Genomic DNA, 25,400 nt, shown 5'->3' on the forward strand with positions numbered 1-25,400 from the left:
AGAATTCAGCAATGGCCTGGCCTATAGGTATTTTTCTACAGCCTGAACGCCGCCAACAGGCGAGCATTTGTAGTGGAGCCGAAGGCGCAACGGAAAATGGGTCGCACTGCCAGCCTTGTTAAGCATTTTTCGCACCTTTAATTTGAAATTCGATAGCAGCTTTAACGGTTGAAGGTTCAACATCATAGCCTACAGCTTTATCGCCGCTCCAGTTCACGCCCACCAATAAACCGTCCTTCTCCAAGCCAGCAAGCCACTTAGTTCGAAACACTTCCCACGAAAGCTCAAAAATCACAAATCCTAAGTATGCATCTACGTTAGCTACAATCTTCTGGGCTCTTGACCGCGAAGACCAGAATGGCATGGTTCTCTTTACGTTGTCCCCCAACGGAGCGGGAACGCCCGCATCATCTTTGATGCCAAAAATGACTAAATTTTTAGCAACATCTTTATAAAAGGCATCTGCATGTAGTGACGATTTACTCATAACTTCTCATGATGCTTAACAGTATGGACTTCCCTTCGTTTACTAGGCAAATTGATGATCTGAAAATCAGAGACTGACCGCTATTGTGACGCTAGAGCCATCCACATTGCGCATGTAAGCGGCCACTTCCTGATCTGGTAATTAAGCGGACGTTCAATCATGACGTCAATTGATCGAAAGCGGAGGTTTGGAAGTAACAGTATTTCGTTATTAGGGGATATTTCTACCGTTTTAGGCTTTACTCATAGTGAGTCCATAGCCTCAATACTTTGATCGCTTTTTCCTCTTCCAACACTTGGTATACCAAGCGATGCTGGATGTTTATTCGGCGAGAATAGGCGCCCGCTAAATCCCCAATTAATTTTTCATAGGGAGGAGGATTTTGATACGGGTTCCTTTCGACAATTTTCAGCAGCTCCTGAGCCTTATCCTTTAGCCCGGACGACGCTAGTTTTCGCGCATCTTTTTGAGCCTGTTTAGTGAAATAAAGCGTCCAGCTCACCAATCAAGGCTCTTACTACACTTGTCGAGTTCGACGTCCATACCTTCTCGGATAGATTCGCGCATACTGGGAATGGAGAGCAGATGAAGTGTCTCATTGACGGCATTCCAGTCGTCTTCCGACAGCAAAACTGCGTTGCCCCTCTTACCAGTAATAATAATAGGTTGGTGACTTGTAGACGTTTCATCTATCAGCGCGTAAAGCTTGGAACGAGCTTCTGTGGCATTAAGTGTGGTCATAGCTTCCTCCATATGGTCGAAGCGTACGCCGTTACGTACGCAGCGTCAATCCGACCTATCGTTCCGCGTACGACCGAGACGTCAGGGAATGCCTGCTTTGTATATGTATTAGAGCATTTCGAATGACTGTTATTGTGACGCTAGAGCCTTTTATATCACTGCTAAGTCTGTATTTGGATTGAAAGATGCTTCGGTGACTATCCATTCAGCGTTAGATGTCTTCAAAGTGCTAGGTCTCTGGCGCCTGAACAAGCTTGTTCAGCGCTGCGCACCGATCCTCTCTTATATGGCTTCGCAGTAACGCTCTGGATGGTTGTATCCATCTAGGCATGTTGATTGTGTGCTGTTACTTTAATCTTTCTGTGTAGGTTTCAAAAATGAGGTTTGCGCTCAGGCCAGTGACTTTAGTCTTACCCTAACTTTGAGTATAATTGTCGGTGGTTCGATATACGCACTTGGAGAAATAGAGGGTATTTTGCACTTCTATATGGCAAAAAGGCAGGAGTGGCCAATCTGCTACCTTACGGTGGCCTAGAGCTTACCGCTGGGTGGGATCAAAGTCAGTCCACACAGTGTTTGGTGACGCTAGCGATCGGTTATAGGGGGGGATAAAAAAAGAAATGACGCCGTATATATTACTACTGAGTACGCTGATTTTTATTTTTTCATCGATTGGACTGCTGAGAAATGTCAATGAAAATAAAGATACAGTGTTTAAGATCATGGGGCCATTTGCATTTTTTATCCCAGGGGTTCTAACTCGAAATGGGAATTTTTTTTTGGTAATTGCGATTACTTCTGTTATGACCGCTATTTACTGTTTTTCTTTGTTGGAAAGTTTATAAAGTAACGAAAATGAAATCAGCGACTGACCGCTGTTGTGACACAAGAGCCAAGCACACCAAGTATCTGAGCGGCATTTCCTGATCTGGCGACAAACGGGCAAAACGAATTCAAGCAACTTATTACCAGTCTTTACTGCCACTTCATCGTAAGGTCTTTATGCGACTGCGCGCAGTCACGCAGATAAAGATTTATTAGGCTTTGATAGGGTACACCCTTGTCCTCCGCCAAGCCTTTAAAATACTCGATCGTATCTTCATCAAGTCGGATGGTTACCTGCTTTTTTAGCTTTTTGGCGTAGGGGTTTGGTTTGGACTTCGAGAAATCATAGCTGTCACGCATTTTTAGCACCCTCATATACTTTTCGTTCTGTTTTGTCTGCCTTTCGAGCGGAGATAATACGAATAAATTCGCCCTCTCTTACACAGTGACAGACGACCAATAGACGAGAATTGATACTCGTGCCAAGCAAGATGAATCGATCTTCGGTTTCTGAATGGTCTGGATCTGCGATAAGGCGGGCGAACTCGTCAGTAAACACGGTTTTAGCCTCATCGAATGAGATGCCGTGCTTTTTAACATTAGAGGCATCCTTACTAGGATCCCATTCAAATCGTAGATGAGCCATGCCCTAATTGTAACTACACTGTATTTACAGTCAAGAGCTTAGAACGATACTGTCCAAATGGCTTGACCATGTTAAAACAGCGGCTGACTGTTTTTGTGACCTTAAAGCCAGACACATTACGCGCTAAGGCTGCATAGGGTTCTAAATCAAATTCAAAATGACGGTGTTCAGGTAGCCGCAGTTATGCAAACTTAGCGGATAAATCCCCACTGTTGTTTAAGCCCTTGCGTCGGCAGACTCGTTTTTTATTAAGCGCTAAGCGCGCCTTAAAAATGGCTCGCCAACTGCACCCACGGCGCCTTGCCCGCTTGGTGGTAAATACGAAAACGACTTACGCCCGCATAGGGCACATTGATGCGGGTCATGGCGCCCATGGGCATGCCCAGAAAATGGCACATCATTACCCGAATTACCGCGCCGTGCACCACCAGCAGCACCGACTTGCCCTGATGCTGTTCTACAACCGCATCTAGCTCAGCCGTAATACGTTGGCAAAAATCTGGCATGGCCTCGCCATTGGGCGGGCTCGCCTCGGCGGGTGATTCCCAAAATTCCGTCCACGCCTGAGGAAATTGCTTTTTGGCCTCTGCGTGAGGCAGGCCTTCCCAGTCGCCAAAATGCATTTCGCGGAGATTGCCCTGCACTGTTATTTTGGTGGCGCGCTGGGTAGATAAATCTTCTGCAAAGCGCAGGCAGCGCTGCAACGGCGAGCTAACAATGTGGTCCCAGTGCACTTCGCCCAAGGCCGCGACTTTGTCGCGCATTTGCTGCCAGCCTAAATCGCTTAGCGCCACATCGGTGCTACCGCGAAAAATTTCGCCGCCTTCGCAGGCGCCATGACGCAGTAAATCGATGTAGGTTTCTGTAACCTTGCTCATTTATGATTCGCCATTAAATTTAAAAGCCGCCAACGCTTAATCGTTGCCGCGGCTTACACCGGCTTGTTCAAAGCTGGCCATTTCGATTTGCAAACGGCAGGCCGCTTGCATTATTGGCAATGCCAAAGCTGCGCCCGTGCCTTCGCCCAAACGCATATCCAATTGCAATAGTGGCTCGGCTTCTAGCTTGGTTAGTAAGCGGCTGTGGCCAGGCTCTGCTGAACAGTGTGAAAAGAACAACCAGGGCCGAATTGAGGGGTTGATTTTTACTGCCGAAATAGCCGCTGCAGTGCAGATATAGCCGTCGACCAATACCACAATACCGCGCTGAGCGGCGCGAATATAGGCGCCGGCCAAAGCATTAATTTCATAACCGCCAATGCGCCGCAGCACCTCAACGCCATTTTTCATATGGGGTAAATGACGGGACATGGCGCGGGTGACAACGGCTGCTTTTTTCGCCAAAACCTGATCGCTAATACCCGTGCCACGGCCCACCATTGCAGTGGCCGACAGGCGAGTGTGTGCGACCGCCAAAGCCGCGGCGGCGGTGCTGTTGCCAATACCCATTTCGCCGCCAATAAACACATCGATGTCGCCAGCCTGATCAATAATATCGCGGCCCACGGCCAAGGCTTCTTCGCACTGTTCTAAAGACATGGCTTCGGTAACGCACATATTTTGGGTGCCCGCCCCCACCCGTAAGTCTTGCACATTGGGCAGGTCTTCTAACGCGTAAACCGTACCGACATTCACCACGGTAAAATCAATGCCCATCGACTTGGCCAAGACGCTAATAGCCGCGCCGCCATTGGCGAAATTGCGCACCATTTCCGAGGTAACCGTTTGCGGGTAGGCAGAGATGTCTTCGGTGGTAACGCCGTGGTCGCCAGCAAATACCGCAATTAAGGCCTTATTAGCGTGGGGCTCTAAGGTGCGTTGAATCGCCGACATTTGCACCGCAACATTTTCTAGGCGACCAAGGGCGCCGCGGGGTTTGGTTAAACTATTTTGCCGCGCAATTGCTGCCGCCCGCATCTCTTCGTCGGCTTCCGGTGCCGCTTCCTCGTACCAATGACTCATATCAATTCCCTTATGCCCTATTTTTTAAAATTTGTTCTAAGCCTGCGGTAACAAACACCACTCTATCCGCTATTGCGGCAATGTCTTGGTGCAAGCGCCCAGCCTCATCCACAAACCGGCGGGTCAGCGCCCCCAAGGGTACTATACCCTGCCCCACTTCATTGCTGACTAACACAATATGGCCCGGCGCTGTTTGTAAGGTATGCAAGAATCGCCCCCTTACCTGCTGCCAGCTATCGTCATCTTCTTTGGCCAGCCAATTACTTAGCCACAAGGTTAGGCAGTCCACCAATATAGCTTTATCCGCAGCGGCGTGTTGGAGTATCGCTGCAGACAAGTCTTCTGGCGCCTCTACAGTACGCCAATCATCAGCTTGGCGCTGCTGTTGATGGTGGTTTATCCGCGCGGCCATCTCGGCATCACCTGGCGTTGCCGTAGCCACATAAATGCGCTGCATATTGGCGGCGCGCACCCGCTGTTCGGCCAATCGGCTTTTCCCCGAGCGGGCGCCACCTAAATACAATTCCAGCAAGAGTAAACTCCACAACAAGGCCGAGACTGCCACCGTTTAGCGATCTGACGTATAGTAAGCCGCATATTCTACAAGACTGGGCTTGATTGAGGGAAATATGGGACATCGATTATCTAAGATTTACACGCGAACCGGCGATGACGGCACCACAGGGCTGGGCGATGGCTCACGTATAGACAAAGATCACTGCCGTATGGAAGGCATTGGCACCATCGACGAAGTGAACTCTATTATCGGTTTACTTATGGCTGAGCTACCCCCAGCAGACCCCTACTCGCCCTTACTAGCCCGCATTCAACACGATTTATTTGATTTGGGCGGCGAGCTGGCGGTACCGGGTTACACCATGATTAGCCCCGAGCGTATTGATGAATTAGAGACTAGCCTCGACCAATTAAACGCCGACTTACCTCCGCTAAAAAACTTTATTCTGCCTGGTGGCAGCAAAGCCGCCGCGCTCTGCCATATGGCCCGCTCGGTGTGTCGCCGCGCCGAACGCTGCGTGGTGGCATTGAGCAAAACCGATGACGTTAATGCGACAGGACGCAAGTATTTAAACCGCTTGTCGGATTTTTTGTTTGTGATGGCGCGCTTGCTGGCACTGCGCGATGGTGGTCAGGAAGTATTGTGGGTGCAGGCGGATAAGCGCTAATAGATACGTCGGAGGTCTGGTGTCAGACGTCGGACAAGCGCTTGGCCCCTACTTTTAAGCTCGGACTTTGTTGCTTCTAAATAAGCGCAGCGCATGCCCTTAAGCATCCGACATCAGCCCCCCGACGCCAGACTATTTATTCTCCCCACAACCACGCGGCGCCGCGTACGCCGCTGCTATCGCCGTATTTTGCAGGCAAGAGTTTAGTTACGCAGCGGTCGCTAAAAACATAGTCATGCCAATACTGGGGTACTTTTTCGTAGAGCATAGCAATATTAGAGAGCCCGCCGCCCAGCACTATTGCGGCGGGGTCGACGATATTAATCACTACCGCAAGCGCAGAGGCGAGTTGTTGGCAGTAAACATCTAACACTGTATTGGCTAGCACCTCGCCTGCGCCGGCACGCTTAACAATATCGGGCACCAATAGGACATCACCGCCCGCGTTGCGGTAGCTGCGCGTTAAGCCCGCGCCGCAGAGATAGGTTTCAATGCAGTCTGCCCGACCGCAGTAGCAGGGCCGGCCTTCATTTAGATAGGGCATGGGGGTGTGTCCCCACTCGCCAGCAATACCATTGGCGCCAACCAGTACCTGCTTATTAAAAACAAGGCCACCCCCCGTACCCGTGCCAAGAATAACCCCAAACACGAAGTTGTAGGCTGCGCCGGCGCCATCGACCGCCTCAGACAGAGCAAAGCAATTGGCGTCGTTGGCGAAACGTACAATTTTTCCCAGGCGAATACTAAGATCCTCGCGCAGCGATTCGCCATTGATACACTGGGTATTGCTGTTTTTCATTCGGCCGTTTATCGCCGATTCGGCGCCAGGCCCTCCAAGCCCAACACTGGCGCGGCCACCGGCACTACGTTCTAGGCTAACGACTAAATCTGCGATGGCGTCGAGAATAGCGGGATAGTTTTGCGGGGTGGCGACCCTCTCCTTGGCGAGCACAATTCCCTTGGACGACAGCACCACACCCTCAATTTTTGTGCCGCCAAGATCGATGCCCATTTTCATTGCCAACCCCTACTTAAGCAAATACGGTAATAACTATAGCAGCTGTAATACCGCCACCGCGCAAATCCAGCACAGCAAGCTGCGCGACAGTAAATGTTGCACCGCCAGCAATTCATCGGCAGCAGATTTTACAAATTGCTCACCATCAATTTGGCCCTCTGGCACAAACGTTGGCAGCGCCTTCATACCAATATTGTCGAGCACTTCGGCACTGGGCTGTTCGCTGCGCAGATGTTGCCGCCAAGCACTGATACCGGTGTCAAAATTAGCGATAATGGCAAAGGCCAAACCCAATAAGCGCACCGGTAACCACTCTAAGTAGAACAACGCATTTGCCGCATGATCGCGATCTTGCTGCGGCTGTCGCTCACTACCTGCCAGCATAAATAATAAACGATAGGCCAAAGCCCCTGCGGGACCGAGCAAAACAAACCAAAAAACCACCGCAAACCAACGCTCAAAGCCCTGATAAAACACGGCCTTGCGTACGCTGGTATGCAGTTGCAGGGCATTGTCGATACCGCTCTCGCAGAGTTCAGTGCTAAACCCCCGTCCGTGCTGGAATGCCCCCTCTAAATCACCTCGCAACCAACTATTCAAATAGAGCTTTAGCAGAATCTGAAAATCACCACGGCCCAAGCTGTATAACAAAATAATCACACTGAGCAAAAATGCGGGCAACCCAAACAGCAACGGGCTGAGCATCCAGACCAGCACAAATACGCCAATTACCGGCAAGCCAAACACCAGCAACAAGCGAACGGCGCTGGCCGGTATCTTGTTGGCCACTAATTGCAGCCGCTCAAACCACGCGTCTTGCTGCACAACACCGCCGCTACCCCAAAACTGCACAGCCGCCCAAGCAATTAAAATTGCAAAAAATTCCATGGTTTATTCCAATGCGTTTTTATAATAAGTCCAATCAAAGGCTGCGCCGGGATCCGTTTTTCGGCCTGGCGCAATGTCATTATGCCCAACTATACGCTCAGGTGTTATCGCCGGATAAGCACGGCGCAGCGTATGGCTAAGGGCTATAAGCTCGCGGTACTGCGCGTAGGTATAGGGAATATCGTCGCAACCCTCAAGCTCAATGCCAATACTAAAGTCATTGCAGTTCTCGCGGCCAGCAAACTGGGAGACCCCTGCGTGCCACGCGCGATCGGCAAATGACACAAATTGGCTGACGCCGCCCCGCCGATCTATAAATAAGTGCGAAGAAACCTTAAGCCCCTGTAAATCGTCAAAGCTAGGGTGAGTATTGCAGTCTAAGCAGTTGGTAAACAGTTCGTGAACGTGGCGCCCCCCAAATTGGCCAGCCGGTAAACTAATATTGTGAATGACCAGCAAACTAATATCGCCAAGAACTGGCCGATCATTAAAATTGGGCGAGGGATGCTTGGCAGCAGGATTAAGCCAACCGGCGCTATTTATGGTGTACATGCCACTACCGCGCTCTTAACTGTGAAGTGTCATAAAGAAATACGACAAAGGACACTGCCAAAACTCATTGCAACAAGCACTTGCAAAGCAGCTTGGCCAAGATTACACGGAATGTGGTGGGGCTGTAAAATACAGACTTAGAGAGGTTTGTCTTTCATATCACGCAAATTACTAATGACGGACTCCAGTGCGCGGTCAAACAGGCGGTCATCTTCAATCAACAATACCGACTTCTGCCGCAGCGCTAACTCTAGCTCATCGCGATTAAATTCAGCGACCTTAATCCCTGAGCGGTTAACAAAAATATAGCGGCCAATGCCATTGATTACGGCGGCCAAGCGGCAGCGCAGCATTTTGCCGTCGCTCTGCCTAAAATCCACCCAATTGCCCACCCGCAAAGACTGCAGCCGAGCAGCTGATTCTTCATCGTTGTTGATAGTATTAGCCACACTATCTGCAGTGGCTTGCTCATTAGTGGCAGTACGCTCTGAGTCGTCACTGCCGCCATCGAGACTTTCGGCCAACGCCGCATCCAAGGCCGCAATATCTGATTCAGACGGAACTACTGGCGCAGGCTCCACTGGAGGCGCAATCTCTTTCCGGCTTAACTTGGCAAGATGCAAACGCTCCAACTGCTCGAACCACTGCGCTGTTTCAAAATTATTCAACGATACCCGATTAAAGCCCAGCCTCAGGGTTTCAACCAGTAGCGGTAAGGTCGCAATTAACTCATTGCGATGTCCCGCCTCATTCGAGGGCAATACGCTCCACAACAAGCGGTTTATTAAGCCGGTATCTTCCGCGAACCGCTCGCTGTCTTTACCGTGCTGAATATAGCTAAGGAACAACACCTTGCTCCAACCTAACTGCAGTATTTTAGTCAGCACTGGCGGGCAATCTACCCCTGCCAAGCGGATTTCAAGCACACCGGCAATATACATGCGCGCCGCTTCTGCCACGGCCCGACCATCTTCGGTATCTACCGTGCGCCGAGCAACCAGCTCGGCCCGACGCTTGGCCTTTTCATTAAAAGTGAGAAATTCTTCATGCGCATCTACAAACACTTGGGTATCAACACCAAAGTCGCGCAATACCCGCATCACCACTTTTTCAATTTCGCGGTACAAGGGATCTTTGTCAACGCCAGCAACCGGCGACCAGCCAATACCAGCACTCACTAAGGCGCTAAGTAATTTGCGAGCTGGATGTTCTTCGTGGGCAAAAAAGCCTTTGTCGAGCATGGCCATTTTTAAAACGGGGATTTGCAGCCTAGCGATTAAGCCTTTTAAAGGCTCGGCGAGGCCGTCGCCTTCTAAAATATACTGAAACAAAGCGCCAACAAAATTAATGGTATCTTGATCGCGCTGGTAGCTAAGTGCCGACGCATCGGTACTCGCAACCCTTATCACTTGCGAAAGGCGCGCAATGAGCTTTTGCGCGATCGCCGTAAAATCAACACCGGCTTCACCGTTCATCGAAATTTGCACATTAAACTGCGCAAACTGCTCATTTTGCATGTCTTGCAGGGCAACCATAAACGACGGTTTGGATACCGCGGCTTTTGCGCTGTTTGCGCCAGGCTCTTTACTACCGCCTAACATCGAATCAAAAGCGTCAAACAACTGGGTAACCAGCTCTGCCGACTGAGAGCTTTCCGCTGTGGGCTTAGCATTAGAACGTTCGGTAGGTGCCGCATCCGCGGCCTTCCCAAGCTCGTCCTTTGCCGCTGCTTGTGGTTTTGTCGCCAACAACTCAACTGGCAGCCCTTGCGCTTCTAGTACCGGCACGAGCACCGAATAAAGGTCGCCAAAGGCAGTGATAATCTGAGTATCAAACAGTTTGAACAAGACCAGTCTAGCCTTGATATCAACATCTAAGCACTGACAAGCAATACCAAGCGCAGCGGCTATTTTAGCTGGCCCCATTGGCAGTTCTTTCGCCGCCACAACAGGGCCGTTGCTTCCCTGCTGCCAAGCGGTACACAGCACCCATATTTCTTGTAGAAACCGGCGCTCAGCTTTTTTCGCCATTCCTTCTAGCGCCACTAACTCTTCAAGCGCTTCAGACTCTAGCAAGCGAAGTTTGGCTTTACCGCTCTCTAGCGAATTAGCCTTGCGACTAGTACTACCTAGAAAATGAAAACCTTGAACAAAGGACTCGGCAAAGCCCACTTCTATGGCCTGCCTGTTCACCCGAATTTCACGCATGGCATCAAAATACAGGTGTTGCTCACGGGCATTGCTCGCCTCGTCAGCCAACTCAAACAGGGCATCGTCAACATCGTCTAGCAAATTGCAGAGACGATCATTCAGAAACAAAACACATTTATCACGAATCGCGGCGAGTGGCGCGGACAAGGTAGCATCAGTCGTAGTCGGCTCTCGCCGCGACTGTAAATCCACTACCTTTGGTGACTGGTCAACCATAATGCTTTCGCCAAAATTTGAAGTAAACGCAAGAAATATAAAACGTAAGCCACTGAACTGTCGAGCAAAAGCACAACAATGACTCAATATTCATATGAATGACATAGTTATACGGCAAACAGCCCCCAGCTCGCCACTGTTACAACTACTTACTTGCCCAGCCAAACACCATGAAAATAGGCAGGCCAAGCCATGTGCTGGTAGAATAGCGGCGCTCCGAATTATCTTGCCAATAACCCCGGAAATTCAACATGCAGTTATCAGCCCAATTACAGCGCGACATCACAGAAACCGTGGCCTTCGCCCTAAAAGAAGACATTGGAAGTGGCGACATTACCGCCCAGCTTATTCCCGTTACCCAAACCGCCAAAGCCCGCATTATTACCCGGGAAAACGCAGTGGTTTGCGGCACCGAATGGGTGAACGAGGTATTTCGCCAAATTGATAGCTCCGTCACAATTCGGTGGCATGTCGCCGACGGTGACACCGTTATTCCCGACCAATTGCTGTTTGAACTAACAGGTTCGGCCCGCTCACTGCTCACCGGCGAGCGCACCGCCCTCAACTTTTTACAGCTACTCTCTGGCACGGCAACCATCTGTAACAGCTACGCCAACATCGTCGCCCACACCCAAGTGCGCCTGCTCGACACCCGCAAAACCATCCCCGGCCTGCGCACCGCCCAAAAATACGCCGTAACCTGCGGCGGCTGCCACAACCATCGTATTGGCCTATACGACGCATTTCTTATAAAAGAAAACCACATCGCCGCCTGCGGTGGTATCCCCGCCGCGATCAGCGCCGCACGGGAAATCGCCCCCGGCAAACCGGTGGAAGTAGAAGTAGAAAGCTTGGCTGAATTAGAAATTGCCCTAGCCGGCAATGCCGACATCATAATGCTCGACAACTTTAGCTTGGCAGATATGAAAACTGGCGTAGCACTGACGGCGGGAAGAGCCAAGCTGGAAGCATCTGGAAATGTAGATACCACTACCTTGGCGGGCATCGCCGAAACCGGCGTAGATTATATTTCGATAGGTGCGCTAACCAAGCATGCGCAGGCGGTGGATTTATCGATGCGGTTTAATCCATAAATACTTTTTTATTGTGGTAGCGGATAAGGCTAAACGCCTTATCCATCAAATCGGGATCGGCGGGTTGCGCGCTAAGCACCGCCCCATTTTTTTGCAGTAGATTACCCGTCACTTTTTGGCAGCGCTGCAGCTTATTAATGTCGGGCAATAACTCACCGTACTCTATTGCCACGCAATCTTGCTGAATCCCAGCACAGCCAGCACCTTCAACATAGCAGATGGTGTCGTTTTTCCGCACCACAATATCGCCCTGTTTCATCATAATAGCCCAAGGATTTTCGACCGTTTCAAATAAATTTTTACCCACAAAAAAGTCGTCGTAATCCTTTATTCCCAACATATTAAGCACTGTTTCGGGCAGGTCTATTTGACTAGCAGTATCCGTCAACTCCACTGGCTCTTTAATGTCTGGATGGTAGATCAATAAAGGCACTCGGAAAAACTCTTCATTTTTTTGTATTAACGACTTATTTTCCTCATCGTCAAAAACCCAAACACCATGATCTGCAGTAATCACAACTATCGTATTATCGTAGAGCTTAGATTTTTTAAACGCCGCCCAAAACTTACCTAAAGCGTAATCCTCATAGAAAACGGCATTTTTATAATTCTCATACACTTCCGATGCATTTTTGGGATTAGCGTGTTCTGCTACTGGCACAGATATACCCCAATCCCAACTATAGGGATAATGGCTACTAACCGTCATGAAATGTGCAAAGAATGGTTTATCACCTTTTGAAAGCAACGTATCGAGCATAAACTGATACATATACTCATCTGAAATACCCCAGCCGATTTTTGGTAACGCATTTGCATTCGCGCCGTCTTCTGGAAAATACAAATGTTTAAAACCAACAAGGGGTAAAAACTCATCTCGGCTGTTAAATAGCGAAGTATTCCCGTGAAAATAAGATGTATCGTACCCTCGCTCTGCCAAAATTTTTGGCAAACACTGCAAGCTCTTTATTTTATCAGTAGACTTTGATATCGGCGGCGCCGCATTCTGATCAAAAATTCCGCACCAACTGGCAACTTCACCTTTTATTGTGTAATTGCTATTAGCGTAGAAGTTTTTTGATACGACCAAGGATTTAGCAAGCGCATCAATATTCGGTGTTAATTTATCGTCATTTCCGTACTTACCAACTAAAGAAGCCCTTGTTGACTCAAGGACAATGTAAATAACGTTATACGCTTGCTGCTTAAATAAAACTGACTCTCTATCTTTCACTGGCAAATTTAAACTAGTGAATATATCGGATGCTAAAACCTCTTCACTCTCTACCCCCGAATTTGCATTATCAGAAACAAAGAATGCATGTAAAGGGTGAACATAAGATGGCTTCAGTATTGAGATATTAAGTTTGGCATACGATTCAAGCGCAAAATTGGCCACAAAACCAAACACCATCGCGACCAACAACAATACTAATCCAGCAACATAGGCGGGTGCTCCACGTCTTGCTGGCTTATGATAAAAGAAAATTGATAGAGCAACAAAAAAGCAATTAAGAATAAAGAGGTAGATGCTTTCACGTTTATATTGAAAGCTTTCTAACGACTTTAGGGCAGCAACAATATCGCCACCAAGACCGAGTGATTCGTAATTATAAAAAGACTGGAAATACTGAAAATACCACCAATTACTAACACAAATTAAAAAAGAAAAGCACGTAAAGCCGGTCAAATACAATGCAAAGGTGACTCGTCCAAATGGAATTAGCAGATACGCCATAGCAAGGCCTAACGTAAACACCATGCAATCACTAAGCAATCCTAATGGGTTCGGATTAAGAAAACCAAAATAAGAAAAAAATGAAGTACCAATCAGTGATAACAACAATGCTATTCGAAATATCAAGCGAACATTACACCTATAAAAAATTTCCGTAAAAAAAGGGAGCCTAAGCTCCCTTTTTCGAAATAATAGCTATTTCACTTACTAATTAAGCAACATACTTAGCCGCGGCATGAACCAGGCAAGTATTGCTTAGGAATAGTTGTACCTGTACCACCACAAACCCACTGGAATACCGCTTGACCTTTATTAGCATTCCACGTCATTGCCGTTTTATTAGTAGCAGTTGCAGGAAACAGCGTCAAGACATCAGCAGAACTAGGAGTTAATTCAGAGATACCTTGTGCAGTTACAACAATCGCGCCGTCAGCGGTAGTCGCAACACTTTTAACGTATTTAGATGAACCACCTACAGCGCTAGACTCACAACCCCAACCATTCAGAGTAGGAGTTACTTCACCAGATTGATAGTACTCAGTTACTGCCGTCCGACAAGTAGACGCGGCCAATACAATTTCTGACACCTTAGCGCGCACGGTATAATCCTGATAAGCAGGAAGCGCAACCGCGGCCAAAATACCGATAATCGCAATAACGATCATCAGTTCGATTAATGTAAAACCCTGTTGAACTTTTTTCATTGTTTTCTCCAAGCGAACAAAATTTAAATTGTTTGACGATTGAGAATTTACCAATCAGATCTAACTGAGCATTTACCATGCCAGTATTTTTAGCTCTGAAACCCTTGCGTTCATCGCAACGAATGCAATTTCCAACAGAAAAACTAGCTCCTTACCGGCACTAACTGACACTTTTTGTCAGTTCTGCTACTAAAAGTGGCCCCACCCAAGCAAATGGCAAAGCACAGTGCCATGTAAAAACTGGCCTTGCCGTGGTAAAAGGTACCATCGGTTAAACCATGAACGGCAAGCGCCACAACAATAGTAGTCGCGCTTAATATCTCAGCACTAATCGACGAAGCCGACACCCGAAGGCGGACAAAAGCCTGCCGGAGAGCATATAAAAATAGTGACAGAAACAGCGTTGCTCCCAGCACCCCCCACTCAACTAAAAACTGAACTATTGCATTGTGCGGCATGGCGGTATTTCGCCATTTACCAGGAATAAATAAATAGCTCTGCGAGCCCAGCCCCAAAAACCAATCATCGCGAATAGCCGCAAGCGAATACAGCCAGATGGTCAGCCGACCAGACGACAGCCTATCTGCATTTTCTGCTGCAACCGAGCGGCCAATCGAATTTGAAACACCATTCCAGCTAAAAGCGGCCGCAAAATGCGCCGCAATTACGGCGCAAACCACAACACTCAGCGTTATAACGAGTAATCGACGATCAATTATGAGCTTTTGTCTTACCCAAACAAACACAACACCTAGCGCGACGAGCGCCGACAGCATCGAACCTCTGCCACCCAACCAGAACAGGCAAGCAGCCACTAAAAATAAGGCTGCGCCAATAAAAATTCGTTGCCGAGACAGCGGTTCACTTAGCAACAAAAAAGCACCCGCCAGCACTGCTACGAGCATATTGTAGCCCGCATGACGCGCATGACCCACAAAGGGAAAACGACTAAACCATGCCGCGGATGAATGAATTCCCACGTCGGAGCTGAAATGCCAAACTGAAATAGCCTGCATAACCACAAAGGCATTACTTAGTAGAAGAACATAAAACACCAAACGTAGCGGCGGCTGATATAGTCGCAAATAGACTAGCAAGCTCAAAAAGAAGAAAACATGGAGTATAGTTTCGTAGTATCGCGCCCGGCCGGTACTTAAATACGCTAAGTTATAAGGTGACAACAACAAAGATAAGGTGATACTAAATAGCCATGCGCCTAACAACACACTCACAATAGGCCGAGATTTTATCAATGTCACAAAGGGCTTTACACCCACACCAACGACACAAGCGAGCACAAACACCAGCTCATGTAACATAACGATATGGGAATTGCCCAAATCCCATATTCCGGTTGTAATTGAAATACTGAACAACAGTGCCAGCAATAACAAATACAGCACTGAGCCCGGCCGCGTGGTATCTAGCCCAAACACCGTCCGATTTGACTCAACAATCATATTAGCAACCTTATAATAGAATAAAATTCAGTTTCACAGCAGTAGTGCAAGCCCTTGAAAACCATCATGCCCAACACCCCTAAGCCTTTTGCTCCAAACAACCTAGCAAATTAAGCACCAAATAACGGTAGACTTCTTCTTCTTACTATTTAAGGCTACACTGTTTAGTCTATTAGGTTTGAGAATCTAAGCTACAATCAAGGTATAAGACCTTGATTTGCGCCAACTCTCTAAACAAATTTTACACAGGCGACACATGAACAGCTCTGCAATTCCTTTAAACGGTTTAGCCCGACGACTGGTATACGATGAAATACTAGACGAGGCCACCGTTCGCAAGGCCCAAGAGGCCGCCCAAAAGGATAAAAAAAGCCTAGTTACCCACCTTGTTAGTAAAAATCTAGCCGATGGTGTGCGTATAGCCGAGATTGCGGCGGATGAGTTTGGCATTCCCTTCCTTGACCTCCGCTCTTACACCACCGAGCTGTCGCCCCAAAAAATCATCGACAACAAGCTAATTAAAGCCCACCGCACGCTTCCGCTGTGGAAGCGGGGTAAGCGCTTATTTATTGGCATGTCAGATCCAACCAACCTCCACGCCCTAGACCAAATCAAATTTCATACCGGCCTAACAACTGAGCCTATCGTTGTTGAGGAGTCGGCGCTTAACATCGCCATTGAAAAGTATCTTGCTGCCCAAGAAGAGTCTCTTGCCGACAGCCTTGGCGATATGGATGACATCAGCCTCGAAAACCTCGATATTGAGGCAGTAGACGAGGATGGCGGCGGTGAAATTGAGTTAAAAGGGGCCGACGAAGCGCCGGTTGTTAAATTTGTAAACAAAGTATTGCTAGATGCCATTCGCGGCGGCGCTTCTGATATTCATTTTGAGCCTTACGAGAAAATCTACCGGGTTCGGTTTCGCACTGACGGCATATTACAGGAAGTTGCTCGGCCACCCTCCAGCCTAGGCTACCGGCTCGCGGCACGTTTGAAAGTTATGTCGCAAATGGACATATCTGAACGGCGCGTACCCCAAGATGGCCGGATTAAGATGAAACTGTCTAAAACCCGCGCCATCGACTTTCGGGTAAACACCCTGCCCACATTATGGGGAGAAAAGGTGGTATTACGGATACTCGATCCGTCATCAGCGCAAATGGGTATCGACGCACTGGGTTATGAACAGGTACAAAAAGACCTGTACATGAAAGCCCTCAACCAGCCCCAAGGAATGATTTTAGTTACCGGCCCCACCGGCTCGGGTAAAACCGTGTCGCTGTACACCGGCCTGAATATTCTAAACACCCCCGAGCGGAATATCTCTACGGCAGAAGACCCAGTCGAGATCAACCTTGAGGGCATTAACCAAGTTCACGTTAACGCCAAGGTTGGCCTTGGCTTTCCCGAAGCGCTGCGTTCGTTCTTACGACAAGACCCCGACATTATCATGGTGGGTGAGATTCGCGATTTAGAAACCGCAGAAATCGCGATTAAAGCGGCGCAAACTGGTCACTTGGTGCTGTCTACCTTGCACACCAATAGCGCCCCAGAAACCCTAACCCGACTCCTTAACATGGGTGTACCGGCGTTTAACGTGGCGACTTCGGTTAGTTTGATTATTGCCCAGCGCTTAGCGCGACGTTTATGCAAAGAATGCGCTATTCCCGCCGATGACATTCCAAAGCAAACGCTGTTAGACGAGGGGTTTTCTGAAGATCTGTTGAAAACAGCTAGAATCATGCATCCGGTGGGCTGCGAGCACTGTAACAATGGCTATAAAGGCCGCGTCGGTATTTACGAAGTAATTCGCATCACTCCCGATATATCTCGTATTATCATGGAGAACGGCAACTCCCTAGCCATAGCCGCTCAGGCGCAAATAGAAGGCTTTAATAATTTACGCCAGTCTGCGCTAATGAAATGCGCGCAGGGTGTTACCAGCCTTGAAGAAGTTAACCGAGTTACCAAGGATTAGCGATGGCAACTGCAGCAAAAAACGAGACGTTTGTCTGGCAAGGTGTAGACAAGCAGGGTCGCAAAACCCGCGGCGAACTTAACGCGCCCTCTTCGGCTATTGTTAAAGCCCACTTACGTAAACAGGGTATTGCTGCAAAAAATGTTAAGAAAAAGCCCAAACCACTTTTTAGCAATAAAAAGGCGATAAAGCCGGCCGACATATCAATCTTCACTCGCCAAATGGCAACCATGCTAAAAGCGGGCGTACCGCTAGTTCAAAGCTTTGACATAGTGGCCGAGGGTGTTGAAAACCCCACCATGCAAGAGCTCGTTATTGACATTAAAAACGACGTCTCCGCTGGTGGTGGTTTTGCTGTTGCATGTGCAAAGCACCCCAAGTACTTTGACGACCTTTTTTGTAGCCTAATAGCATCTGGCGAATCCTCGGGCACACTAGAAATCATGCTAGACCGAGTGGCGACCTACAAAGAGAAAACGGAAGCTCTAAAAGCAAAAATCAAGAAAGCACTTACCTACCCAATCGCAGTTTTAGTTGTAGCCGCTATTGTTACAAGTATTCTGCTAATTAAGGTTGTACCTCAGTTCGCTATCACCTTCGAAAGTTTCGGCTCCGATTTACCCGCCTTCACCAAATTAGTAGTCAGCATGTCTGAATGGATGCAGGCCAATTGGTATATCGTTTTAGGTGGAGCTATCATTGCGGGATTTTCTTTTGGTAAAGCAAGAGAGAAATCTCAAGCGTTCTCTGACTGGGTCGACAAAATGATGCTTAAAATGCCAATTATAGGCGACATTGTCTTTAACTCAGTTATTGCGCGATTTTCTCGTACGCTGGCAACAACCTTTGGTGCTGGGGTGCCGCTAGTTGACGCGCTCAATTCTGTTGCTGGCGCAGCTGGCAATGCCGTCTATGGCAAAGCGATACTCCAGATTCGCGATGACGTTACCACTGGCCAAACACTTTACTCCTCTATTAAATTTACAAATTTATTTCCCAGCATGCTCCTACAGATGGTCTCAATTGGTGAGGAATCTGGCTCCCTTGATGACATGCTCGACAAAGTCGCCACCCACTACGAAGAAGCGGTAGATAATGCGGTTGACACCCTAACCGCATTATTAGAACCCTTGATTATGTCGGTACTAGGTGTGCTGGTAGGCGGGCTGATGATCGCTATGTATCTACCCATTTTTATGCTCGGTTCGGCAATGTAACATGTCGAATTATTGTCACTACAAGGCTCTCCCCCAGCGGGGATGAGCACTCCCCCTAAAGCGAGTAAGTCATATGAGTTTTTTCGAAGCCGCCGCGAATTTTCCGCTGCTTCTTATCGCTTTTTTTGGTCTCTTCGGCCTTCTGCTTGGCAGCTTTTTCAATGTAGTGATTTATCGCCTGCCCAAGATGATGGAAGCCACATGGAAGCACGAGTGCAAACTATTACTCAGCGAGGTCGATGACGCCGAAGAGGTTACCCCACCGCAGTTTAATTTGGCAATTCCCAACTCCCACTGCCCACGCTGCAATGCACCCGTTAAAGCTTGGCAGAATATTCCAGTATTAAGCTATGTAATGCTGCGCGGGCGCTGTGCATCGTGTAAGGCGCCAATTGGTATTCGCTACCCAATAGTGGAGTGCGTAACCGCCCTGTTAACAATATTCCCGCTACTGATGTTTGGCTTCACGCCCTACGCCTTTGCGGCGATTTTGTTCAGCTGGATTTTGCTCATTCTCACCGTGATCGATATTGACCACCAACTGTTACCTGACCAACTTACCCTGCCGCTGATTTGGTTGGGGTTGTTATTCAACAGTATTACCGGCAGCATTCCCCTGCACGACGCGGTATGGGGCGCCATGGCGGGCTACTTGTCGCTATGGTCGGTATTTTGGCTGTTTAAATTATTAACCGGCAAAGAGGGCATGGGCTATGGTGACTTTAAACTGCTCGCGGCGCTCGGTGCTTGGTTGGGCTGGCAGTATTTACCGCTGATTATTCTACTGTCGTCAGTAGTCGGCGCGGTGTTTGGCGGCGCGGTAATGATGCTTAAGCGCAGTGACAGTTCAACCCCAATGCCGTTTGGGCCTTACCTCGCTGGCGCCGGCTGGATCGCGCTATTCTGGGGAGAGGCACTGATCGATGGTTACCTGCAACTCGCCGGTATTCGCTAGGCGCCAATAAGTTATTCAAGTTATGAGCAAACTCGTTATAGGACTAACCGGCGGTATTGGCAGCGGCAAAACTGCCGCATCAAACCGCTTCGCTAAATTGGGTATCGGCATTGTCGATGCCGATGTTATTGCCCGCGAAGTAGTTGAACCCGGCAGCACTGCACTACAAAAAATCGCTGCGCACTTTGGCGACTCGCATCTGCTCGCCGACGGCCAGCTGAATCGCGCGGCACTACGGCAAACCATTTTTGCTGACCCCGCCGCTAAGCAATGGCTAGAGTCATTACTCCACCCCCTGATTGCCTCAGAAACCCAGCGCCAATTACAGAGCGTACAAAGTGCCTATGCGATGTATGTGTCGCCCCTGCTAGTGGAAAGTCAGCAAAAACACATGTGCGACCGATTAGTGGTAGTGGACGTGCCGGAAACCGTACAGCTGAGCCGGACAATTTCCAGAGACAATAATGAGCAAGCACAGGTAGAGCGAATTATTGCCAGCCAAGTCGATCGCAATAGTCGCTTAGCCGCCGCCAGCGATGTTATTGATAACACCCAGAGTTTGTCGCAGTTAGATGAACGGGTAAGCGAATTGCACCAACAATTCCTAAAACTCGCGGCTGCAAAATCGTAAGCCTCGCCAATCATTTCTAGGAAAATCCTTTGCTATGAATTTAGACCAAAACAAAGCCGCAGCCCGCACAGTGCCCTGCCCGCAATGCAAAACAGAATTGGTATGGGATACAAATAACGCCTTTCGGCCATTTTGTTCAGAGTCCTGCAAAAACCACGATCTAATCGCATGGGCAAATGAAGAGCACAACATTCCTGGCGACTCATTACACGATGACGTTTTGAGTAGAGATTTAGAGCAGGATTTTTAAGGGGAAAACGGAGCACAAATTAAAGCGGATTTAAACAGCTTCGGCACACTGAATGGCGTCAACAATGGCGACATTGGCCGCCGGAAACACGTAGTCAGAAAGTGATTTTGGGCTAACCCAGCGTAGCGGCTGACCTTCGCGGCCAACGGCATCGCCACTAAACTTAGTGACTAGCCATACATCGAGAAACACGGTTTTATCGGAATAATCATGATTGATTTCGATTAGTGAACGGCAGCTCGCCAACTCAATATAAATCCCAAGTTCTTCGTGTAATTCGCGTGCCAGCGCCTCGCTAACACCTTCGCCAGCCTCGACTTTACCGCCAGGAAACTCCCATAAGCCACCTTGGTGGGCCCCGTTCGCACGACGGGCAATAAGAATATCGCCCAGCGGATTAAGGATCACCCCAACGGCAACATGGACTCGTTTATTAGCTGCGGTATTCGGCATTGATTTTGACGTAGTCGTAGGAGAAGTCAGTGGTCCATACCGTTTCGGCATGCTGGCCGCGATTCAAATTGATACGAATGCGGATTTCAGCCTGCTTCATAACCGCTGCACCCGCCGCCTCGGTATACGACTCGGCGCGACCACCGTGCTCGGTAATCAGCACATCGTCAAGGTGAACGGTTAGCGCGGCAACATCGAGGGAATCTACACCGGCACGACCAATAGCGGCCAGAATACGCCCCCAGTTTGGATCGCTGGCAAATAATGCAGTTTTCACCAGCGGCGATTCCGCCACCGCATAGGCAACTTTTAGGGCTTCGCTTACATCATTGGCGCCGCTTACTTCTACGGCAACAAACTTGGTAGCTCCCTCGCCGTCGCGCACAATGGCGTGGGCCAACTCCAAAAATACTTCGTTGAATATTTGCTGAAGCTTATCAAATACAGGACCACTGGCCTCACAAAGCTGCTCGCCACCGGCGCGACCAGTTGCAACCAGCACGCAGGCATCATTTGTTGAGGTGTCGCCGTCGATGGTGATGCGATTAAACGATGCATCCGCAGACTGATCCAACATTGCTTGTAGAACGTTTGGCGCAATATTGGCGTTGGTCGCCACATAGCCAAGCATGGTCGCCATATTCGGCTTAATCATGCCCGCACCCTTAGAAATACCGGTGACGGTAATAGTGCGGCCAGCAATGTCGATTTGGCGAGACGTCGCTTTGGGGCGAGTGTCGGTAGTCATAATGCCGTTTGCCGCACGTTCCCAACTGTCAGCAGAAAGCGCAGCAACAGCAGCCGGCATGGCGGCAACCAATTTATCTACGGGCAATTTCTCGCCGATAACGCCTGTGGAGAATGGCAGTATTGCAGAAGGTTCTAAACCCACGAGTTCGGCCAGTGCAGCGCAAGAATTACGGGCATTAAGCATACCCGCTTGACCGGTGCCGGCATTGGCATTACCAGTATTGATCAGTAAATAACGCGGCGACGTACTGGCCAAATGTTCTTTGGCCACGGTAACCGGCGCGGCGCAAAACGCGTTTAGGGTAAACACCCCTGCAACCGACGCGCCTTCGCACAACTCAAAGACCACGGTGTCGATGCGGCCAACTTTTTTAATCCCCGCACTTGCCACCCCAATCCGCACACCGTCTACAGTGTGAAGAACTGGCAACTCACCAGAACCTACCGCCATGCTTTTGCCTACCTCAGTCTAATTTGCCGTGACATTGTTTGTATTTTTTGCCGGAACCACAGGGGCAAACTTCATTGCGACCGACTTTACGAGTGTCGCGCACAAAGGTCTCTGGGCTAGTACTGCTATTCGCATTGGCAGCTGCATCGTTCTCTCCGGCCTCGTCCTCTAAAGACAGACCGCTGGATTCGGCATGCTGAAATTCCATTGCGCGCTGCGCCTGCTCTTCACGACGCTGACGCGCCAGCTCTTCTGCACTCTCGTTTTGCTGGAGACGCAGATGCGAGAGGAAGCGAATCACTTCGAGCTTTAAGCTGTCGAGCATTTCTTGGAATAGCTCAAAGGCTTCGCGTTTATACTCTTGCTTGGGGTTTTTCTGGGCAAAGGCGCGCAGATGAATACCGTGACGCAGATGGTCCATGGTCGCCAAGTGCTCTTTCCACAAAGTATCTAACACTTGCAGCATGATATGACGTTCGATTTTGCGCATATCCAAGCCAACCTGCGCGCACTTGGCCTCGTAGGCCTCGCTGATCGCTTGGTTGATTTTCTCGGTCAGCACTTCTTCATTCACCGAACGATCTTCGTCCAGCCAAGTTTGCAGAGGCAGCTCTACTTCAAAATCGGTGTGCAGACGACGTTCCAGTCCAGCCACATCCCACTGCTCTTCCAAACTTTGCGGCGGAATATATTCGCGCACCACATCGCCCACCACGTCGTGGCGAATTGCGGCGAGCATATCGCTGATATCATCAGCTTCCATTAACTCATTGCGCTGCTGGTAAATAATTTGGCGTTGGTCATTGGCCACGTCATCGTATTCAAGCAACTGCTTGCGCATATCAAAGTTGCGGCCTTCAACTTTGCGCTGGGCCTTTTCAATGGCGTTAGACACCATGCGGTGTTCAATCGCCTCGCCTTTTTCAAGACCCAGTGCCTGCATAATGCCGCGCACTCGGTCTGAGGCAAAGATCCGCATTAGGCTGTCTTCTAAAGATAGATAGAAGCGCGATGCACCAGGATCACCCTGGCGGCCAGCTCGACCACGCAGCTGATTGTCGATACGGCGCGACTCGTGGCGCTCGGTACCAACAATATGCAAACCACCGGCCTGCATTACTTTCTCGTGGCGTAATTTCCACGCCTCGCGCAGCTCGCTAATGAGCTCTTCAGAGGGGTTTTCGTGGTGGGCAATTTCTACGTCTACATTGCCACCCAGCACAATATCGGTACCGCGACCGGCCATATTGGTTGCAATTGTTACTACGCCTGGGCGACCCGCTTGAGCAATAATTTCTGCTTCTTGCTCGTGGTATTTGGCGTTGAGTACTTTGTGAGGAATGCCCGCTTTTTGGAAGCGCGAAGACATTTCTTCAGACGTTTCAATTGACGCAGTACCGACCAGTATCGGCGCGCCGGTTTCCATAATGGCTTTTACGTCTTCGACGATGGCGTCGTATTTTTCTTCTTTGGTCAGATACACCAAATCATTGGCGTCGCGACGCGCACTAGGCTTGTTGGTGGGGATAACGACCACATCCAAACCGTAGATTTGCCGAAATTCAAAGGCTTCGGTATCTGCGGTACCGGTCATACCGGCCAACTTATTAAACTGACGGAAATAGTTTTGGAAGGTGGTCGATGCCAAGGTCTGGCTTTCGGCCTGAACCGTGACACCCTCTTTGGCTTCGATGGCCTGGTGCAAGCCCTCAGACAAGCGGCGGCCCGCCATGGTCCGACCTGTGTGCTCGTCGATCAATACCACTTGGTCATTCTGAACAATGTATTCAACATTGTTATGGAATAGTACGTGGGCGCGCAACGCGGAGTTCACATGGTGCAGCAAATTCAAATTACCGGCCGAATACAGGCTATCGCCCTCGCTCAGCAGGCCGGCCTCAATCAACATATCTTCAACCTGTTGATGGCCTTGCTCGGTCAATTCAACCTGGCGCATTTTTTCATCAACAGTGTAGTGACCGTCTTCATCAACGGGCTGACCAGCCTCATCTACTTCGCTCTCTTTAAGCGACGGGATAAACAGATTAATTTGCTTGTAGAGCTTAGAGCTGTCTTCCGCTGGTCCAGAGATAACCAGCGGGGTGCGCGCCTCATCGATCAGGATGGAATCCACCTCATCGATAATCGCAAAGTTCAGGGAGCGCTGGTAGCGATCTTCTATGGCGAAGGCCATATTGTCGCGTAAATAATCAAAACCGAATTCGTTATTGGTGCCGTAGGTAATATCAGCCTGGTAGGCAGCGCGCTTCTCTTCTGGATCTTGACCAGAGCGGATAACACCCACGCTAAGACCCAAAAATTCGTAGAGCGGCCGCATCCAGTTGGCATCTCGCGAGGCGAGGTAGTCATTAACGGTAACCACGAATACACCCTTGCCTTCTAGTGCATTGAGATACACGGCGAGGGTCGCTACCAAGGTTTTACCTTCACCGGTGCGCATCTCGGCAATAGTGCCTTCGTGCAGGCTGATACCACCAATAAGCTGCACGTCAAAGTGCCGCATGCCCATCACTCGGCGGCCCGCCTCGCGGCATACCGCGAAGGCTTCGGGCAACAACTGATCTAGGGTTTCGCCAGCGGCAAGGCGCTCGCGAAACTCCAGCGTTTTTGCACCAAGAGCAGCGTCATCTAGCGCAATCATCGCCTCTTCAAAGGTGTTGATCTTGGTCGCCACTTTGCGCATGCGCTTTAATTCGCGGTCGTTTTTACTGCCAAAAACTTTTTTAACTACTGCTCTAATCATGATGGATTCGTTACTGTTCCCGGGAGCAAAAGTCCCTAATCAATGAAGGCTCTAAAGCCGCACCAAGCTACATTGTCCGAATGAAATTCTGATGACGGCGCGACGACCACTACGGAGAATGATCCCGAAAATGCCGTACTTTTACCGATTGGCAAGACGTGGGCAATACCGTAACACCGAGGCGCAATATCGCATAGATGGGGGAATATTACCATGCTTCGACGAAT

At 49.3% G+C, this 25,400-nt stretch carries 25 protein-coding genes; 7 read left to right on the forward strand and 18 right to left on the reverse strand.

Annotated features, from left to right (window positions below; all coding sequences use genetic code 11):
• Positions 1-118: 118 nt before the first annotated feature.
• The 8 genes from P1U47_RS11340 to cobU all read right to left on the reverse strand — a co-directional run bounded on the left by P1U47_RS11340 (position 119) and on the right by cobU (position 5,192).
• Positions 119-487: a DUF2750 domain-containing protein gene (locus P1U47_RS11340; RefSeq protein WP_301029030.1), complete on the reverse strand. Its 369-nt coding sequence runs from the start codon at positions 485-487 to the stop codon at positions 119-121.
• Positions 488-725: 238 nt separating this feature from the next.
• Positions 726-989, reverse strand: coding sequence for a Txe/YoeB family addiction module toxin (locus tag P1U47_RS11345; RefSeq protein ID WP_008252539.1), 264 nt, complete (start codon positions 987-989; stop codon positions 726-728).
• Positions 986-1,228, reverse strand: coding sequence for a type II toxin-antitoxin system Phd/YefM family antitoxin (locus tag P1U47_RS11350; RefSeq protein ID WP_301029032.1), 243 nt, complete (start codon positions 1,226-1,228; stop codon positions 986-988). Before P1U47_RS11350 ends, P1U47_RS11345 begins: the two co-directional genes overlap by 4 nt.
• A gap of 975 nt (positions 1,229-2,203) precedes the next feature.
• Entirely contained in the window at positions 2,204-2,428 is a 225-nt protein-coding gene (locus P1U47_RS11355) for a BrnA antitoxin family protein (protein WP_301029034.1), read from the reverse strand.
• The gene (locus P1U47_RS17590) at positions 2,406-2,699 is read right to left on the reverse strand and encodes a BrnT family toxin (RefSeq protein WP_366943157.1); all 294 of its coding nucleotides are present in this window, start codon (positions 2,697-2,699) and stop codon (positions 2,406-2,408) included. The genes P1U47_RS11355 and P1U47_RS17590 overlap by 23 nt, the downstream gene beginning before the upstream one ends.
• Positions 2,700-2,965: 266 nt before the next feature.
• Complete coding sequence (locus P1U47_RS11360) at positions 2,966-3,577, reverse strand: histidine phosphatase family protein (protein ID WP_301029036.1); 612 nt, start codon at positions 3,575-3,577, stop codon at positions 2,966-2,968.
• A gap of 36 nt (positions 3,578-3,613) precedes the next feature.
• On the reverse strand, positions 3,614-4,660 hold the full coding sequence (gene cobT, locus P1U47_RS11365) for a nicotinate-nucleotide--dimethylbenzimidazole phosphoribosyltransferase (RefSeq protein WP_301029038.1): 1,047 nt from the start codon (positions 4,658-4,660) through the stop codon (positions 3,614-3,616).
• A 10-nt stretch (positions 4,661-4,670) separates the two neighbouring features.
• Positions 4,671-5,192, reverse strand: a complete 522-nt coding sequence (gene cobU / locus P1U47_RS11370; RefSeq protein ID WP_301029040.1) for a bifunctional adenosylcobinamide kinase/adenosylcobinamide-phosphate guanylyltransferase — start codon at positions 5,190-5,192, stop codon at positions 4,671-4,673.
• Between the two features lie 97 nt (positions 5,193-5,289).
• On the opposite strand from cobU, the gene P1U47_RS11375 reads away from it, so the two are divergent.
• The gene (locus P1U47_RS11375; protein WP_301029041.1) at positions 5,290-5,844 is read left to right on the forward strand and encodes a cob(I)yrinic acid a,c-diamide adenosyltransferase; all 555 of its coding nucleotides are present in this window, start codon (positions 5,290-5,292) and stop codon (positions 5,842-5,844) included.
• Positions 5,845-5,980: 136 nt separating this feature from the next.
• Here the strand turns inward: P1U47_RS11375 and P1U47_RS11380 are convergent, their stop codons facing one another.
• The 4 genes from P1U47_RS11380 to P1U47_RS11395 form a co-directional block, all read right to left on the reverse strand.
• Positions 5,981-6,862, reverse strand: coding sequence for an ROK family protein (locus P1U47_RS11380; protein WP_301029043.1), 882 nt, complete (start codon positions 6,860-6,862; stop codon positions 5,981-5,983).
• 33 nt (positions 6,863-6,895) lie between these two features.
• Positions 6,896-7,750 carry a regulatory signaling modulator protein AmpE gene (gene ampE / locus P1U47_RS11385; protein ID WP_301029044.1) on the reverse strand — a complete coding sequence of 285 codons (855 nt, stop codon included), beginning with the start codon at positions 7,748-7,750 and terminating at the stop codon, positions 6,896-6,898.
• A 3-nt stretch (positions 7,751-7,753) separates the two neighbouring features.
• A complete protein-coding gene (gene ampD / locus P1U47_RS11390; protein WP_301029045.1) occupies positions 7,754-8,302 on the reverse strand; it encodes a 1,6-anhydro-N-acetylmuramyl-L-alanine amidase AmpD in 549 nt (182 codons plus the stop codon).
• Between the two features lie 137 nt (positions 8,303-8,439).
• On the reverse strand, positions 8,440-10,728 hold the full coding sequence (locus P1U47_RS11395) for a DUF1631 domain-containing protein (RefSeq protein WP_301029046.1): 2,289 nt from the start codon (positions 10,726-10,728) through the stop codon (positions 8,440-8,442).
• A gap of 251 nt (positions 10,729-10,979) precedes the next feature.
• On the opposite strand from P1U47_RS11395, the gene nadC reads away from it, so the two are divergent.
• Entirely contained in the window at positions 10,980-11,822 is an 843-nt protein-coding gene (gene nadC / locus P1U47_RS11400) for a carboxylating nicotinate-nucleotide diphosphorylase (RefSeq protein WP_301029047.1), read from the forward strand.
• Here the strand turns inward: nadC and P1U47_RS11405 are convergent.
• The 3 genes from P1U47_RS11405 to P1U47_RS11415 form a co-directional block, all read right to left on the reverse strand.
• Positions 11,812-13,668: an LTA synthase family protein gene (locus P1U47_RS11405; protein ID WP_301029049.1), complete on the reverse strand. Its 1,857-nt coding sequence runs from the start codon at positions 13,666-13,668 to the stop codon at positions 11,812-11,814. The genes nadC and P1U47_RS11405 overlap by 11 nt on opposite strands.
• A gap of 116 nt (positions 13,669-13,784) precedes the next feature.
• Positions 13,785-14,264, reverse strand: coding sequence for a pilin (locus tag P1U47_RS11410; RefSeq protein ID WP_301029051.1), 480 nt, complete (start codon positions 14,262-14,264; stop codon positions 13,785-13,787).
• A 143-nt stretch (positions 14,265-14,407) separates the two neighbouring features.
• Positions 14,408-15,724 (reverse strand): O-antigen ligase family protein, encoded by a 1,317-nt coding sequence (locus P1U47_RS11415; protein WP_301029052.1) that lies wholly within the window; start codon positions 15,722-15,724, stop codon positions 14,408-14,410.
• Positions 15,725-15,980: 256 nt separating this feature from the next.
• Between P1U47_RS11415 and pilB the strand changes: the two genes are divergently transcribed.
• The 5 genes from pilB (at position 15,981) to P1U47_RS11440 (ending at position 20,755) form a co-directional block, all read left to right on the forward strand.
• Complete coding sequence (gene pilB, locus P1U47_RS11420; protein WP_301029053.1) at positions 15,981-17,702, forward strand: type IV-A pilus assembly ATPase PilB; 1,722 nt, start codon at positions 15,981-15,983, stop codon at positions 17,700-17,702.
• A 2-nt stretch (positions 17,703-17,704) separates the two neighbouring features.
• A complete protein-coding gene (locus tag P1U47_RS11425) occupies positions 17,705-18,919 on the forward strand; it encodes a type II secretion system F family protein (protein WP_301029054.1) in 1,215 nt (404 codons plus the stop codon).
• A gap of 73 nt (positions 18,920-18,992) precedes the next feature.
• Positions 18,993-19,874: an A24 family peptidase gene (locus P1U47_RS11430; protein ID WP_301029056.1), complete on the forward strand. Its 882-nt coding sequence runs from the start codon at positions 18,993-18,995 to the stop codon at positions 19,872-19,874.
• A 22-nt stretch (positions 19,875-19,896) separates the two neighbouring features.
• Positions 19,897-20,505, forward strand: coding sequence for a dephospho-CoA kinase (coaE, locus tag P1U47_RS11435; protein ID WP_301029057.1), 609 nt, complete (start codon positions 19,897-19,899; stop codon positions 20,503-20,505).
• 34 nt (positions 20,506-20,539) lie between these two features.
• The gene (locus tag P1U47_RS11440) at positions 20,540-20,755 is read left to right on the forward strand and encodes a DNA gyrase inhibitor YacG (RefSeq protein ID WP_301029059.1); all 216 of its coding nucleotides are present in this window, start codon (positions 20,540-20,542) and stop codon (positions 20,753-20,755) included.
• A 30-nt stretch (positions 20,756-20,785) separates the two neighbouring features.
• Here P1U47_RS11440 and mutT read toward each other — a convergent pair whose 3' ends face one another.
• Genes mutT through secA form a run of 3 tightly spaced genes read right to left on the reverse strand, consistent with a single transcriptional unit; the run spans position 20,786 to position 25,173 of the window.
• Positions 20,786-21,208, reverse strand: coding sequence for an 8-oxo-dGTP diphosphatase MutT (gene mutT / locus P1U47_RS11445; RefSeq protein WP_301029061.1), 423 nt, complete (start codon positions 21,206-21,208; stop codon positions 20,786-20,788).
• The gene (argJ, locus tag P1U47_RS11450; RefSeq protein WP_301029062.1) at positions 21,189-22,409 is read right to left on the reverse strand and encodes a bifunctional glutamate N-acetyltransferase/amino-acid acetyltransferase ArgJ; all 1,221 of its coding nucleotides are present in this window, start codon (positions 22,407-22,409) and stop codon (positions 21,189-21,191) included. Before argJ ends, mutT begins: the two co-directional genes overlap by 20 nt.
• Before the next feature lie 13 nt (positions 22,410-22,422).
• A complete protein-coding gene (secA, locus tag P1U47_RS11455) occupies positions 22,423-25,173 on the reverse strand; it encodes a preprotein translocase subunit SecA (RefSeq protein ID WP_301029064.1) in 2,751 nt (916 codons plus the stop codon).
• Positions 25,174-25,400 lie beyond the last annotated feature (227 nt).

Origin of the sequence: Zhongshania sp., from assembly GCF_029212375.1 — a bacterium.
In the GTDB taxonomy this organism is placed as follows: Bacteria; Pseudomonadota; Gammaproteobacteria; order Pseudomonadales; family Spongiibacteraceae; genus Spongiibacter.

What these genes read in the sequence shown, in the direction of transcription:
- argJ (WP_301029062.1), bottom strand. Translation starts at nt 22,409, where the DNA reads ATGGCGGTAGGTTCTGGTGAGTTGCCAGTTCTTCACACTGTAGACGGT.
- coaE (WP_301029057.1), top strand. Translation starts at nt 19,897, where the DNA reads ATGAGCAAACTCGTTATAGGACTAACCGGCGGTATTGGCAGCGGCAAA.
- pilB (WP_301029053.1), top strand. Translation starts at nt 15,981, where the DNA reads ATGAACAGCTCTGCAATTCCTTTAAACGGTTTAGCCCGACGACTGGTA.
- secA (WP_301029064.1), bottom strand. Translation starts at nt 25,173, where the DNA reads ATGATTAGAGCAGTAGTTAAAAAAGTTTTTGGCAGTAAAAACGACCGC.
- ampE (WP_301029044.1), bottom strand. Translation starts at nt 7,750, where the DNA reads ATGGAATTTTTTGCAATTTTAATTGCTTGGGCGGCTGTGCAGTTTTGG.
- P1U47_RS11415 (WP_301029052.1), bottom strand. Translation starts at nt 15,724, where the DNA reads ATGATTGTTGAGTCAAATCGGACGGTGTTTGGGCTAGATACCACGCGG.
- mutT (WP_301029061.1), bottom strand. Translation starts at nt 21,208, where the DNA reads ATGCCGAATACCGCAGCTAATAAACGAGTCCATGTTGCCGTTGGGGTG.
- P1U47_RS11375 (WP_301029041.1), top strand. Translation starts at nt 5,290, where the DNA reads ATGGGACATCGATTATCTAAGATTTACACGCGAACCGGCGATGACGGC.
- P1U47_RS11410 (WP_301029051.1), bottom strand. Translation starts at nt 14,264, where the DNA reads ATGAAAAAAGTTCAACAGGGTTTTACATTAATCGAACTGATGATCGTT.
- P1U47_RS11430 (WP_301029056.1), top strand. Translation starts at nt 18,993, where the DNA reads ATGAGTTTTTTCGAAGCCGCCGCGAATTTTCCGCTGCTTCTTATCGCT.
- P1U47_RS11355 (WP_301029034.1), bottom strand. Translation starts at nt 2,428, where the DNA reads ATGAGGGTGCTAAAAATGCGTGACAGCTATGATTTCTCGAAGTCCAAA.
- P1U47_RS11380 (WP_301029043.1), bottom strand. Translation starts at nt 6,862, where the DNA reads ATGAAAATGGGCATCGATCTTGGCGGCACAAAAATTGAGGGTGTGGTG.
- P1U47_RS11440 (WP_301029059.1), top strand. Translation starts at nt 20,540, where the DNA reads ATGAATTTAGACCAAAACAAAGCCGCAGCCCGCACAGTGCCCTGCCCG.
- cobT (WP_301029038.1), bottom strand. Translation starts at nt 4,660, where the DNA reads ATGAGTCATTGGTACGAGGAAGCGGCACCGGAAGCCGACGAAGAGATG.
- P1U47_RS11395 (WP_301029046.1), bottom strand. Translation starts at nt 10,728, where the DNA reads ATGGTTGACCAGTCACCAAAGGTAGTGGATTTACAGTCGCGGCGAGAG.
- ampD (WP_301029045.1), bottom strand. Translation starts at nt 8,302, where the DNA reads ATGTACACCATAAATAGCGCCGGTTGGCTTAATCCTGCTGCCAAGCAT.
- nadC (WP_301029047.1), top strand. Translation starts at nt 10,980, where the DNA reads ATGCAGTTATCAGCCCAATTACAGCGCGACATCACAGAAACCGTGGCC.
- P1U47_RS17590 (WP_366943157.1), bottom strand. Translation starts at nt 2,699, where the DNA reads ATGGCTCATCTACGATTTGAATGGGATCCTAGTAAGGATGCCTCTAAT.
- P1U47_RS11425 (WP_301029054.1), top strand. Translation starts at nt 17,705, where the DNA reads ATGGCAACTGCAGCAAAAAACGAGACGTTTGTCTGGCAAGGTGTAGAC.
- P1U47_RS11360 (WP_301029036.1), bottom strand. Translation starts at nt 3,577, where the DNA reads ATGAGCAAGGTTACAGAAACCTACATCGATTTACTGCGTCATGGCGCC.
- P1U47_RS11340 (WP_301029030.1), bottom strand. Translation starts at nt 487, where the DNA reads ATGAGTAAATCGTCACTACATGCAGATGCCTTTTATAAAGATGTTGCT.
- P1U47_RS11350 (WP_301029032.1), bottom strand. Translation starts at nt 1,228, where the DNA reads ATGACCACACTTAATGCCACAGAAGCTCGTTCCAAGCTTTACGCGCTG.